The organism is Sodalis sp. RH19 (assembly GCF_047324215.1).
GTDB lineage: Bacteria > Pseudomonadota > Gammaproteobacteria > Enterobacterales > Enterobacteriaceae > Acerihabitans.
In genome coordinates, this window is record NZ_CP178734.1 from 3,934,719 (window position 1) to 3,948,266 (window position 13,548).

Annotated in this window: 10 protein-coding genes; 3 read left to right on the forward strand and 7 right to left on the reverse strand. The window is 59.1% G+C overall.

Translation table 11 applies throughout. The features are described 5' to 3' along the window. Positions 1–99: 99 nt before the first annotated feature. Both xylB and dalD read right to left on the reverse strand, forming a co-directional pair. On the reverse strand, positions 100–1,569 hold the full coding sequence (xylB, locus tag ACL2XF_RS17825; RefSeq protein ID WP_413727265.1) for a xylulokinase: 1,470 nt from the start codon (positions 1,567–1,569) through the stop codon (positions 100–102). Between the two features lie 31 nt (positions 1,570–1,600). Further along, positions 1,601–3,001, reverse strand: a complete 1,401-nt coding sequence (gene dalD / locus ACL2XF_RS17830) for a D-arabinitol 4-dehydrogenase (protein ID WP_410012366.1) — start codon at positions 2,999–3,001, stop codon at positions 1,601–1,603. Between the two features lie 186 nt (positions 3,002–3,187). Between dalD and ACL2XF_RS17835 the strand changes: the two genes are divergently transcribed. After that, on the forward strand, positions 3,188–4,144 hold the full coding sequence (locus ACL2XF_RS17835) for a sugar-binding transcriptional regulator (RefSeq protein WP_410012367.1): 957 nt from the start codon (positions 3,188–3,190) through the stop codon (positions 4,142–4,144). A 1-nt stretch (position 4,145) separates the two neighbouring features. Here ACL2XF_RS17835 and ACL2XF_RS17840 read toward each other — a convergent pair whose 3' ends face one another. Next, the gene (locus tag ACL2XF_RS17840) at positions 4,146–5,522 is read right to left on the reverse strand and encodes a hypothetical protein (RefSeq protein ID WP_413727266.1); all 1,377 of its coding nucleotides are present in this window, start codon (positions 5,520–5,522) and stop codon (positions 4,146–4,148) included. Between the two features lie 224 nt (positions 5,523–5,746). Between ACL2XF_RS17840 and ACL2XF_RS17845 the strand changes: the two genes are divergently transcribed. Then, entirely contained in the window at positions 5,747–6,511 is a 765-nt protein-coding gene (locus tag ACL2XF_RS17845; protein ID WP_410012369.1) for an IclR family transcriptional regulator, read from the forward strand. A 59-nt stretch (positions 6,512–6,570) separates the two neighbouring features. On the opposite strand, the gene ACL2XF_RS17850 is transcribed toward ACL2XF_RS17845, so the two are convergent. The 4 genes from ACL2XF_RS17850 to ACL2XF_RS17865 form a co-directional block, all read right to left on the reverse strand. Further along, a complete protein-coding gene (locus ACL2XF_RS17850; RefSeq protein ID WP_413727267.1) occupies positions 6,571–7,917 on the reverse strand; it encodes a GntP family permease in 1,347 nt (448 codons plus the stop codon). A 232-nt stretch (positions 7,918–8,149) separates the two neighbouring features. Then, positions 8,150–10,129, reverse strand: coding sequence for a YjhG/YagF family D-xylonate dehydratase (locus ACL2XF_RS17855; protein WP_413727268.1), 1,980 nt, complete (start codon positions 10,127–10,129; stop codon positions 8,150–8,152). A gap of 80 nt (positions 10,130–10,209) precedes the next feature. Further along, positions 10,210–11,127: a dihydrodipicolinate synthase family protein gene (locus ACL2XF_RS17860; protein WP_413727269.1), complete on the reverse strand. Its 918-nt coding sequence runs from the start codon at positions 11,125–11,127 to the stop codon at positions 10,210–10,212. Between the two features lie 445 nt (positions 11,128–11,572). Next, positions 11,573–11,782 (reverse strand): hypothetical protein, encoded by a 210-nt coding sequence (locus ACL2XF_RS17865; protein ID WP_410012373.1) that lies wholly within the window; start codon positions 11,780–11,782, stop codon positions 11,573–11,575. A 352-nt stretch (positions 11,783–12,134) separates the two neighbouring features. Between ACL2XF_RS17865 and ACL2XF_RS17870 the strand changes: the two genes are divergently transcribed. Then, positions 12,135–13,508, forward strand: a complete 1,374-nt coding sequence (locus ACL2XF_RS17870) for a pyridoxal-phosphate dependent enzyme (RefSeq protein ID WP_413727270.1) — start codon at positions 12,135–12,137, stop codon at positions 13,506–13,508. The last annotated feature ends 40 nt before the right edge of the window (positions 13,509–13,548 follow it).

Here is a 13,548-nt window from a genome sequence, read left to right on the forward strand (position 1 = left end):
TGTTTACGTTAGGGTAGAGGTAACGTCTTTATTGTTCTGTTCAGCGTGCGTGAATGGGGGTGGCCCGCCGGATACGGCGCCCGATCCGGCGGGCCGGGATCATAGCGCCAGTTTCCTGGCGTCCACCTGCTGGCGATAGAACAGCCGGTAGAGCGCCAATCGGTGTTGCAGCTGTTCGGTGCGGTCGGTCCCGGCGGTGAAACGGGTATGGATTGCCGGTTTGCGGCACACGTCCGCCTCGTTGCCGCCCGCCGCCAGCCAGCCCAGCCTGGCCGCGCCAAGCGCGCCGCCGGCCGCGCCGTCGCGATGGGTTACCACCGGGACGGCCACCACGTCGGCTATCAGCTGCGCCCACCACGGGCTGCGGGCGCCGCCGCCGATCAGCGAAAATTGTTCGATATGGCTGCCGGCCTGTTTCATGACCGCCAGGCCATCGTCGAGACCGAACGCCACGCCTTCCAGCACCGCGTAGCCCAGCGACGCGCGCTCCGTGGAATGCGTCAAGCCATGGAACGACCCGCTGGCGACGGGATCGTTATGCGGGGTACGCTCGCCGGAAAGATAAGGCAGGAATATCGGCGCCCGCCGCTGTTCCTCAAGACTCAGCGCGGCCACCTCCGCCAGCAGGGTGGGTTCGTCGGTATGCAGAATCTGGCATAACCACCGCAGCGCGCTGGCGGCGGTGAGCATGACGCTCATCTGATGCCAGCGGCCCGGCAGGGCATGGCAAAACGCATGCACCGCCGACTGCGGGTTGGGGCGGAAACATTCGTTAACGGCAAAGATCACCCCGGAGGTGCCGAGTGAGATAAACGCATCGCCGGTATTCACCGCGCCGATGCCCACGGCGCTGGCCGCATTGTCGCCGCCGCCGCCGGCTATCACCACCGATGGCGGCAGGCCCCATTCCCGGGCGACATCCGTCTTCAGGGTGGCGGACGGCGCGGAGCCTTCCACCAGCGCCGGCATATGATCCCGGGTCAGGCCGCAGGCGCCGAGCAAGGAATCCGACCAGTCGCGTTTCGCCACATCCAGCCACAGCGTGCCCGCCGCGTCGGACATATCCGACACTTTTTCACCGCTCATCATCAGGCGCAGGTAATCTTTGGGTAACAGTACGGTCTTGACGCGGGCAAAGATCTCCGGCTCATGTTTCGCCACCCACAGCAGCTTAGGCGCGGTAAACCCCGGCATCGCCAGGTTACCGGCTATTTGATGCAGCTCCGGCGCCAGCCGGGTAAGCTGTTCGCACTCCTGCGCGCTGCGGGTGTCATTCCACAGAATGGCCGGGCGCAGCACGTTATCCCGGGCGTCGAGCAATACCGCGCCATGCATCTGGCCGGAAAGGCCGATGGCGCGAATCCCCGCCCAAAGATCGGTATGCCGCGCGCGCAGGCGGCCGACGGCGCGGTTGGTGGCCGCCCACCACTGCGCGGGATCCTGCTCGGACCACTGCGGATGCGGGCGCTGCACCGTCAGCGGTTCGCCTTCACTGGCGACCAGTTGTCCCTTGTCATCGATAATCACTACTTTGATTTCCGAGGTGCCTAAATCAAGACCGAGATACATATTCGCTCCCCTTCGTTATTGGCTGATGCGGTTACTGAGCGGCGACCTTCGGGGCCTTGGCCAGCGCCCAGGCGTCAAGCCGGGTGATGGTCTCGCGCAGTAATTTTTCAAAATCCTGGTCGGTGGCCAGCGGCCCGAACAGTTTGGCGTCGCGGGCAAAGAGCGCGACGGGGTCGGCCGCGCTGAACATGGCGTGGGTGGCCGCCGCGTCCAGGATGCCGTCCTGGTAGTCGTAAGGCAGTTCGCCGTCATGCCAGCGGCGCATGAAGATAAAAAACAGCGCCGGCAGCACGGCCGTGGCCTTGGGCGGCTGTCCCCGGCGGTAACATTCAATCAGGGTCGGGGTGATCATGCCCGGGATCTTGGAGAAGCCATCGGCGGCGACCCGTTGATTGGTGTCGCGGATATACGGATTGCTAAAGCGGTCCAGCACCACATCGCGGTATTGCGCCAGGTCCAGCGGGCTTGGCGTCAGCGAGGGGATCACGTCCTGAGTGACATAGTCGTAGGCCATGCGGCGGATATCCGCGGTGCCGGTACTTTCATGGATATAAGACTGGCCGATAAGCGTGCCCGCCCAGGCAATGCAGCTGTGGCTGGCGTTGAGGATGCGGATTTTCGCTTCTTCATAAGGCACCACGGAATCCACCATTTCGACGCCGACATTTTCCAGCGCCGGACGTCCGGCGATAAAATGGTCTTCCACCACCCATTGGATGAAAGACTCGCCCATCACCGGCGCGCGGTCGTCCATGCCCAGATTTTCCTTGACCCGGCCGGCAATATCAGCGGACGGACGGGGCGTGATGCGATCAACCATAGTGTTCGGCGTGGTAGTATTGGCCTGGAACCAGGCCAGCAGATCCTGCTCGCCGCGCAGGGTCAGGAATTCGGTCAGGCCGTCACGGAACCGTTCGCCGTTATGGCGCACATTGTCGCAGCTGAGCAGGGTGACGCCGCCGGTGTCCTGGCTGCGGCGGGTTTGCAGGATGCGCGCGATGGTGCCGTAAATCGTGCGCGCGCCGCCCTTCAGGTCGGCCTGCAGATCCGCGTTGGATTGGTCGAGTTTAAAATGGGTATCCAGGTAATAACCGCCTTCGGTCACGGTAAAGGAGATAACCCGGGTATCGGCGCTCGCGCCCTGCCCGACCAGCGCCGACAGTTGCTCGTCCCAGGGGATGATTTTGCGGATGGAGGTGATTTTTTCATAGCTGCGCTCCCCGGCGGGCGTCACGGTTTCCAGTGCATATTCCCCTTTCTGTGCCGCCAGGATATCCAGCAGTGGGTTGGCGTCGTCGCGGATATTACCCAGCGCAATCGACCAGCGTCCGTCGCCCTGCATCAGCAGACGGTGCAGATACCAGGCTTGGTGCGCGCGGTGGAAAGAACCGGCGCCGATGTGCATCCAGGTAAAGTGTTGTGAAGTGGTCATAATGTATAGTACCTCGCGAAAGGGAGATGAGCATAAGCTCACAAAATGAGTAATTGCCTAGATGGAGAGCTTAATCGAATAATAGCCCATCAAATGAGCTTTAGCTCACAGTTCGCACATGATCGATTTACGCCCTCCATAAATGATGGGTATAGTTCCACCACTGCTAAAAGCTGAGTATGATCAATGGGTAAAATCGACAGGAAATTGGATCAGGCCGCCCGGGCCGCCTGGATGTATTACGTGGCGGGCAAAACACAGCATGAAATCGCCGATGTGCTGGGGGTGTCGCGCCAGGCGGCGCAGCGCCTGGTGGCGCTGGCGTCGGAAAATGGCCTGGTCAGGGTGAATATCACCCATCCGGTGGCTGAATGCACGGCGCTTTCCCAACGGCTGGCCCGGTGTTTTGGCCTGTCGGTATGCCTGGTGGTGCCGTCGGGAGGCATGGATACCGGCAGTATTAACAGCATGATCGCGGTGGCCGGCGCGGAGGTGATGATGCAGTTTCTCGATCAGCCGCAGCCCAGGACCATCGCCGTCGGCTCCGGCCGGGCGCTGCGCGCCACCATTAACGAAATGGCGCCCATCGATCGCCCGCAGCATAGCTGCGTATCGCTTATCGGCGCCATCGCCTCCGACGGCTCCTGTACCCGTTACGATGTGCCGTTATGGATGGCGGAAAAAACCCAGGGTAAATATTTTATCCTGCCGGCGCCGCTGTTCGCCGATAACCTGACGGATAAAGAGCTGTGGTGTAATCACCGTATCTACCGCATGGTGACCGATAAGGCGGCGCAGGCGGATGTCACCTTTATCGGCATCGGCCAGATGAACTACCTTTGCCCGTTGCATAAGGATGGTTTTATCACCACCGACGAAGTCAACCGGCTGACGCAGGCGGGCGTAGTGGCGGAAATCGTCGGCCATTTTATCGGCGCAAACGGCCAGCGGGTGGCAAGCGAAATGGACGATCGCCTGACCAGCGTCGCTATCCAGACACGCCCCGAAAAACCGGTGATCGCCTTTGCCGGCGGCCGGGAAAAGTTCCAGGCTATCCAGGCGGTGCTCAGCGGCGGCTGGATTAACGGCCTGGTAACGGATGAGGATACCGCCGTAAAACTGCTGGCCGCCGCCGAGGCGTGATTCAGGCCGGATGCGGAATACGCAGTTCGAAATAATTACCTACCGCGCTTACCATCTTGCCGAAGGAAACGGTTTGCCAGGCGGTATGCAAGGCGTTGAGGGTCCCGCCGGGCCGTATATCCCGCGCATTACCCGCCGCGCGCAGCAGTTTGCCAAAGGATACGGTGCGCCGGGCGGTATCGGCCGCCTGGCCTATGCGGGTTATTTCCCCCCCGGTGTAAATATCGGCCACCTGCGTCACGCCGCCCAGGGTGCCCCCGGATATCGCCGCCAGCCATTCCGCGGGACCGGCCGCGGGTTCTTCCGATGTCCAGGGTAATAAATACCAGGATTTAGCGGTGTTGATATACTGATTTTGTATATTGCGAATCAAACCCAGCCCGAGGGGAGAAAAAATAAAATCATCGATTAAACGGCCAACTGACGCCCCGGTTTGGCTGCCAGACGCGGCGCCATCGGCAACTTTGCCAAGTTCGTGCTCCGCCAAATCACTGTACCATGCCAAACAGCCCGCCACGGCGGTGCCTACGGCCGCGCCCCATTGTTTAGCCACATTAGCCGTTCCACACATCATCGTATCCATTACGCCAACGGCTTTGCCAATGGGCGCCAACAAAACCTTGGTCAGTTCAGGTTTCCCGATTGTGGCGCAGCAATAACCGGCTATGCCGCCAACGTAGGCGGCGGTTTGCATTCCACGGGTGCTGGCATTGTGGCCAAATGCCGACATCAGAGCCACCGCGCCGCCGGTTTTGGCCTGGGTTTCGGCGGATTTATTTTTGACCACATGAACCGCAGCCTTGGCGAAAGCGCGGGATAAACCCTTGGCCGTTAAACTCACCAGCGCGCCAATGGCAAAACCTACCGCGACGACGATAAGCAAAGGTCCCCCCGCCACACCGACTAAGGTCGCCACGGCGGAGAATAGCGCGGCAGCGGTCATGGCCACGCCCACCACTCTGATGGCCTTGTTAATATTTTTAGCCGTAAATAACGACTTAATGAACATCTTAATGCGCTGGCTTGCCGTGGTTTCGGCGTTAGCGGGTATGGCCTTTATAGCGGTGGTCTTGTGTGCGGTGCCGGGGGCTACCGCCATGGAAGAACCCGCCGCGGCGCGCGCTGCCGCAACACCCGGATTGATAGGCTGAACCGGCAAAGGAAGGAATCCAGACGCACGATGGCCGTTTGGTGCTAACGGGCTTCCCGCCGGCCGGTTACTGACTTTGATGATATGTTGCGGCACGCCCGGCTGTTCATACGCTCCTTCGCTGCGATCATCTAACCGCAGCGCGCCCGACATTCTGTTCACGCCTGTGTTGAACGCATTATTATCCTCGGGACGGTAAAAAGAGTTGTTAGTGATGTTTGTCGTCATAACGAATTCTCCCCTGATTTACCGCCACAAGGTAGCGACCGTCCGCCAAAAAAACTTTCAAATTTAGATGATTTTGAAATTATTTTTTTAAAATCCGTGTTCGCGATCGCATAAGACGATAAACGGACGCGTCGCGCGGCGGATGGGGTTAAATTGATTTTCCCGACCGGACGTAGTACCGTCAAGCCCATAACATGTATCATTCTTTTCCCAAGCGGTCAGCCATGCCAATCATCCAATCCGTTGAACGAGCCCTGCATATTCTGGACCTGTTCGATGAACACGACACCGAACTAAAAATCACCGAAATCAGCAATAAAATGGGCCTGCACAAAAGCACCCTGCACTCCTTGCTTAAAACCCTGCAGGTGCAGGGTTATATCGATCAAAATCATGAAAACGGCAAATACCGTCTGGGCATGAAATTGGTCGAACGGGGAAACCTGGTGGTCAATTCCATTGATATCCGGCAAAAAGCCAGAAGTTTCCTGCTTGAATTATCGATTAAAACCGGCCAGACCACGCATTTGGGTATTCTTGACGGTAAAGAAGGCGTGTATATCGATAAAGTGGAAGGGAAGATGGCGGTAATTTCTTATTCCCGCATCGGGCGCAGGCTGCCGGTGCATGCCACAGCCATCGGCAAAGTGCTGTTATCCTTTCTTAAACCGGCGGATATCCAGGCGTTGCTGGAGAATTACGACTATACCCGGCAAACGCCGCAATCCATTACCGATGAAGGCCGGTTTTTAGCGGAACTGGCCGAGGTGCGCAGCCGGGGATATGCCCTCGATAACCAGGAAAATGAACAGGGGGTAAGATGTATTTCCGTGCCGATATGGAATGTTGAACGCAAGGTTATCGCCGCCATCAGTATCTCGACCTTAATTTCCCGCGTCAGCGATAACGAATTCGATGACTATATCCAATTATTAAAACAGGCCGGGCAGGAATTATCACAGCAATTAGGATATACGGCCGGGAACTGACGGCGACAAGGGTTACCGCGCTCCCGGCATCAAGATCGTCATTCATCACTCGCCGGGAGTTATACCACCAGGCTCAGTAATAAGATAAACCCCAACCCGGCCACCGAGACAATGGTGGACAGTACCGTCCAGGTGGCGAATGTCTCTTTCATGGTCAGGCCGAAGTATTCCTTGATCATCCAAAAACCGGCGTCGTTGACATGCGAGGCGATGGCGCTGCCGGCGCCGGTGGCCAGCGTCACCAGCGCCAGGTTGGCATCGCTGTGCGCCAGGGTGGGTATGACCAGCCCCGCCGTCGAGATAGCGGCCACGGTGGAGGAACCCAGCGAAATACGCAGGATCGCGGCGACCACCCAGGCCAGGATAATCGGCGAGGCGGCGGTGCTGGTGAATAAATCGGCCACATAGTGCCCGACGCCGCCATCGATCAGCACCTGTTTAAACGCCCCGCCGCCGCCGATAATCAGCAGCATCATGCCGATGCTGGTCACCGCCGAGCCACAGGAGGCCATAAGGTTTTTGATGGGGATATCGCGCGCCAGCCCCATGCTGTAGATGGCGAACAGCAGGGAAAGCAGCATGGCGACAGAAGCGTTGCCCAGCAGGCGGATAATGGCCAGCGCGGTATTATCGGCCAGCCCCGTTTCCTGCTGGATCATGGTAATAATGGTCGCTAACGACATCAATATCACCGGCAGCATGGCGGTCAGCATACTGATGGCGAAACCGGGGGTATCCTCAAGCCTGAACAGCTTTGATTCGCCAAGGGAATCGATATTGCCGATTTTGTTAAACCCCTCAGGCACGATTTTTTTGGCCAGTTTATTATAAACCGGACCGGCCAGGATCACCGTCGGCGTGCCGACAATAATGCCGTACAGCAGCACTGAACCGATATCGGCGCCATATTCCCCGGCGATCATCGTCGGCCCCGGATGCGGCGGTAAAAAGCCGTGGGTCACCAGCAGCGCCGAGGCCATGGGAATCCCCAGATGCAGGATTGACACCTTCAGCTGTTTGGCGATGGTGAAGATTATCGGGATCAGCAAGACCAGGCCCACTTCAAAAAACAGCGCGATGCCAACGATAAAAGACGCGACCACCACCGCCCATTCGATATTTTTCTCGCCAAATTTGCCGATAAGGGTAATGGCGATGCGCTGGGCGCCGCCGGCATCGGCAATAAGGCGTCCCAGCATGGCGCCGATACCGAATATCAGCGCGATATGACCGAGCGTGCCGCCCAGGCCGCCTTCGATGGATTTCACCACGTTATTCAGCGGTATGCCCAATGCCAACGCCACGCCGAATGAAACAATAATCAGCGAAACAAAAGTATTAAGCTTACACTTCATGATTAAAAATAAGAGGGTTACTATTCCCAAAGAAACAATAATTAAAGGCATTCTCTCACTCCGGTTTTATTGTGTTATCAATTAATAAAAAAGACACACGCTTTCGCCAACCTTATATAGAGAAATAAGGCTGCGGTTATTATCACTGGAGCTATAGTCAGCGCAGAGATATGTTCTATCATGACAACAATATGAAAAAAGAGGTGGCAATCCTGTTAATAAGATTGCCACTTCATATCAGTGAGCTATTAATAGCTTCGTCGTTATAGATCTGAATAGTAATTTAATTATGCGTTTTTTCCGCCAGGGCTTTCACGCCCGCATCGAGCACCGCGATAATACGGTCCGCGTCGTAGACGCAGCCGCGCCAGGTTCCACCGCTGACCGCCTGGAGCGCCGCCCAGAGCCGGGTGTCGTCGGGCAATTGGGGATGCGGGCGCAGCCCGGGGTGGCTGGGACGCTGCGCCAATACCGCGGCGCCTTCGCCGGGGGACAGCGTGGCGGAATCGGTGCCGATAAAATTAATCGATCCCACCAGCCGGTCGCGGTCGACGATCATTTCAATAATATCGCCGTCGCGCAGTTTGCCTATCGGGCCGCCCACCAGCGCTTCGGGCCCGATATGACCGACGCAGGCGCCGGTGGATACCCCGGAGAAACGCGCATCCGTCAGCAGGGAAACATGCTTGCCGTAGGAGAGATGCTTTAACGCGGAGGTTAACTGATAGGTCTCCTCCATGCCGGTGCCCGACGGGCCGCCGCCGATCACCACCATCATGTCGCCGGCGTGGATATGACCCTGCTTGATGGCCTTGATGGCGTCGGACTCGGCGGTAAATACCCGGGCTTTGCCGGTATGGCGGTAAACGCCGTCGGCGCCGACCACCGAGGGGTCGATGGCGGTAGATTTGATGACCGACCCCTCGGGGGCGATATTACCGGTGGGGAAGGTAATGGTCGAGGTCAGGCCGCGTTCCTTTGCCTGGCGCGGCGACATGATTACCTCATCCGGATGCACGCCGTCAAGCTGTTGTAAACGTTCGCGGAACAGTGCGCGCCGCGGCGACGCCTCCCACCAGTCCAGATTGGCGCCCAGGGTTTCGCCGGTCACGGTCAGCGCATCCTCATGCAGCAAACCCAGCCGGCGCAGATGCAGCATCACCTCGGGAACGCCGCCGGCGAGGAACGCCCTTACCGTGGGGTGATATACCGGGCCGTTGGGCAACACGCTCACCAGCCTGGGCACGCGGCGGTTTATCGCCGCCCATTCGTCCACGGTGGGGATATGGCATCCGGCGGCGTGCGCGATGGCGGGAATATGCAGCAGCAGGTTGGTCGAACCGCCAAAAGCCGCATGGATGACCATGGCGTTTTCTATGGCTTTATCGGTGATGATATCCTTGGTGGCGAGTCCCTTGCGCCCCATCACCAGCGCGGCGCGGGCCGATTGGCGGGCAATTTCAAACCAGACGGCCTGGCCGGACGGCGCCAGCGCCGAATGCGGCAACGCCAGGCCCAGCCCTTCCGCCACCACCTGGGAAGTGCCGGCGGTGCCGAGGAACTGGCAGCCGCCGCCGGGTGATGCGCAGGCCCGGCAACCCAGCTCCGCCGCTTCCTCAAGGGTAAGCTCATGGTTGGCGAAACGGGCGCCGATGGTTTGCACCTTGCCCGCATCCTCACCCTGGGTGGGCGGCAGCGTCGCGCCGCCGGGCACGATAATCGTCGGCAGGTCGTGCATCGCCGCCAGGGCGATCATCATCGCCGGCAGCCCTTTGTCGCAGGTCGCCACGCCTATCACCGCCTTGCGCGTCGGCAGGGAGCGGATCAGGCGCCGGAATACCACGGCCGCGTCGTTGCGATAGGGCAAGGAATCAAACATGCCGGTGGTGCCCTGCGAGCGTCCGTCACAAGGGTCGCTGACGTAACCGGCGAAAGGAACGCCGCCGTGCCGGCTGATTTCCTCCGCCGCGGCTTTCATTTGCAGGCCGATTTCCCAGTGGCCGGTATGGTAACCCAGGGCGATGGGCGCGCCGTCATGATCGCGAATCCCGCCCTGGGTACCCAGGATCAGTACTTCGGTACCCAATAGCTTATTAGGATCCCAGCCCATGCCGGCGTTCAGGGTCAGGCCGAAAATGTTGCCGCTGGGGGAATCCATCAGCATTTCCGGCGTCAGCGGCAGCGACCCCCTGGGCCCTTCCGCGTGCGTCTGGATATCATATATCGACGCATCGACATCAGTGAAAATAGTATTGATAGACATAATATTACTCACCTGCTGCTATGACTTCATTCTCTGTGATTCAACATACCGCGTAGCGGCGACATTATCGTTGCGGCGCATCATTGTTGGTTAATGACGCCGGCCCGTTGCAGTACCCGCCTGACGGCCGCTTTGCCCGCGTTATCCAGCGGCTGCGCCGGCGGCAGTACATAATCGGATACCGCCAGTCCGCATACCCGCATCGCCTCCTTGACCACATTGACGAACGGGCTGTCGATGGCATACAGCGCGGGCAGCATCAGCAAGGATTGGTTTAATTCGGCGGCCCTGGCCAGATCGCCGGCGCGTACCGCGTTATAAATGCCGACGGAGAGCTGGGGGGCGAAATTGACGCTGGCGGAAATCGCGCCGGCGCCGCCCAGCAACAGGGTATTAAGCAGATGATCGTCAAAACCGCAGAATACCGAGAAAGCGGGATGGGCATCCTTCAGGGTGATAATCATTTCACGCAGATGGGCCACGGAGTCGATCGTGTCCTTGATGCCGACGATATTGCCATGGGCATCGACCAGGCGCTTGACCAGGGCCGGCGTCAGATCCTGCCCGGTCAGGAAAGGGAAATTGTATAAAATCACCGGCAGATCGACGCTTGCGGCAATGTCGCCGTAATAGCGCAACAGGTTGGCGTCGGTGAGATGCCAGTAATAGGGATTGATCACCACGATGGCGTCCGCGCCGATAGCCTGGGCATGGCGGCTCAGCGTCAGGGCCTCGCGCGTATTGGTGCTGCCGGTGCCAATCAGCACCGGCACCCGGTGGTTAACATAGCGCACGGCGAATTCGGCCACGGTCTGCCGTTCGGCGCACGACATTTGCGAAAATTCGCCGCCGGTCCCCAGGAAAAACAGGCCGTTGACCCCGGCGGCGATCAGATGGTCGATGGTCAGGCCCATGCCCGCCTCATCAAGCTGACCTTCCTGGGTCAGGATGGTGGACACCGGCGGAATAATCCCGCGAAACTTCTTGTTATCAATCATAATAGTAACCTTTTACAACCGGGAATGTGGGAAGGCGCATTATGCGGACCGGCCAAAAAATCAGGATCATTACCGGCAATCGTCAGTGGATTTGTTCTATATTATAGAACACGGTTGTATAATGCTTAACGAGATACTAGCACCGTCATTTTGGCGGTGTAAATACCCACCGTGGGAATGCGTGTTCGTTCTGTATCTTGGATCACAAAAACCCGCCGGATTGATCCTGGCGGGCCGGTCTTGCGTCGCGGGAGCGTTTGCGGGAAATAACAGGGGGGGAAATGGCCGCCGGACGGGCGCAAAGGTGGGACCGTCGTCGCCACCGGCGCGGCGAAAGTGGCGTGCGGCGGCGGCGGCGGCGCAATGGCGGCGATGCCGGGCGCAAAAATCTACACCGGGAACGGGTTTCGGCCCGGTTTATCAGGGTTATATCGGTGCCGGCCGGTTAACCGCCCTGGCGTCCCGGCGCTGTTTCCGGCGCCTGGGCGTTATCGCCGGCGGACGCCTTCAGCCCATGCAGCGCCGTCAGGAAAAGCTCTTCCTCTTCTTCCTCGTCCAGCCCGCCATACACCATATGTAAAAATTCCACGGCGAATTCCTGATCATCGCCCAGCATCTCGATGATGGCGCGATCGTCATTACGTGGCTTACGCATATCTCCCCCCGCGTTGCACCTGTCCGGATATGGAGATCATAGTTCATACCACGCCGGTGTTTCAGTATGGCGTCAACTTATACTTATTTTGTTTAAGCTAACGCATTTTTTGCCTATTGGGCCGCAGGGCCGGCACCGGAACGCGATACCCGCCGTCGCCGGACCCAGCGCCGGCGCGGAAGAGGTTTTATTTTATCTTTCCTTACCGCTATACGGCCGTACATCCCGACGTCTAAACAGAGCAATATATTACTTTATGGCATATAAAGTAGTTATTTGTTCTTTAAACACCGGCTTGATTCAGCTCTATTATCCACGCAAATCATCCCCGGCACGTTAAAGGACATTGCCCATGCCATTACCTGATTCCGTTCTCGATCTGATAGGCCATACCCCGATGCTGGAACTTACGCGGCTGGACAGCGGCATCTGCCGGCTGTTTCTTAAGCTGGAAAACCAAAACCCGGCGGGATCGATCAAGGATCGCGTGGCGCTCGCCATGATCGAGCAGGCGGAGCGCCAGGGCATCCTGGCCCCCGGCGGCACCATTATCGAGGCCACGGCCGGCAATACCGGCCTGGGCCTGGCGCTGGTGGCCGCGCAAAAAGGCTATCGCCTGATATTGGTGGTGCCGGATAAAATGAGCCGCGAGAAAATATTCCATCTGCGGGCGCTGGGGGCGAAAGTGCTGCTGACCCGCTCCGACGTGGGCAAGGGACACCCCGATTATTATCAGGACTACGCCCGTCGCCTGGCCGGGGAAACCCCGGGCGCCTTTTATATCGATCAATTTAACAACCCCGCCAACCCGCTGGCCCATTACCAGGGCACCGCGCCCGAACTGTGGCAGCAGATGGATCAGGATATCGACGCCATCGTGGTCGGCGTCGGCTCCGGCGGCACCCTGGGCGGACTCAGGCGCTTTTTTGACGAGGTATCGCCCAAAACCGAATTTATCCTCGCCGATCCGGCGGGGTCAATCCTGGCGGATGTGGTGGAGCACGGCACCGCGCCCGAGGCCGGCAGCTGGCTGGTGGAGGGGATTGGCGAGGATTTTGTGCCGCCGCTCAGCCAGGTGGAGCGGCTGAGCCAGGCGTTTCGCATTACCGACGGCGAGGCATTCGCCACCGCCCGTACCCTGTTGCATAAGGAGGGCATCCTGGCCGGGTCGTCCACCGGCACCCTGCTGACGGCGGCGCTGCGCTACTGCCGGGCGCAGCGTACGCCCAAACGGGTGGTGACCTTCGCCTGCGACAGCGGCAACAAATATCTCTCCAAAATGTTCAACGACGACTGGCTGCGCCAGCAGGGTTTGCTGGCGCGTCCGGTTACCGGCGATCTGCGCGATTTTATCGCTTTTCGTCACGATGAGGGCGCCACCGTGTTCGCCCTGCCGGCGGATACCCTGGCCACCGCCCACGCCCGTATGCGCCTGTACGATATCTCACAACTGCCGGTGCTGGAAAACGGCCGGCTGGTGGGGCTTATCGATGAATGGGATATTCTTACCCAGGTACGGGCCGATGCCCGGCGGTTCGCCCTGACGGTCGACGCCGCCATGACGCGGGAGGTGATTACCCTGGCGAAAGAAGCCGACGAAGCGACGCTATTGCGTACTTTCGCCCAAGGCCATGTGGCGGTGGTAATGGATGGCGGGCAATTCCTGGGGCTCATCACCCGCGCCGATGTGCTGAACACGTGGCGCAACCGCCTGCCTTCAACATGATGTGCTGAACACCCGACGCAACCGCAACCTCCATAATCAT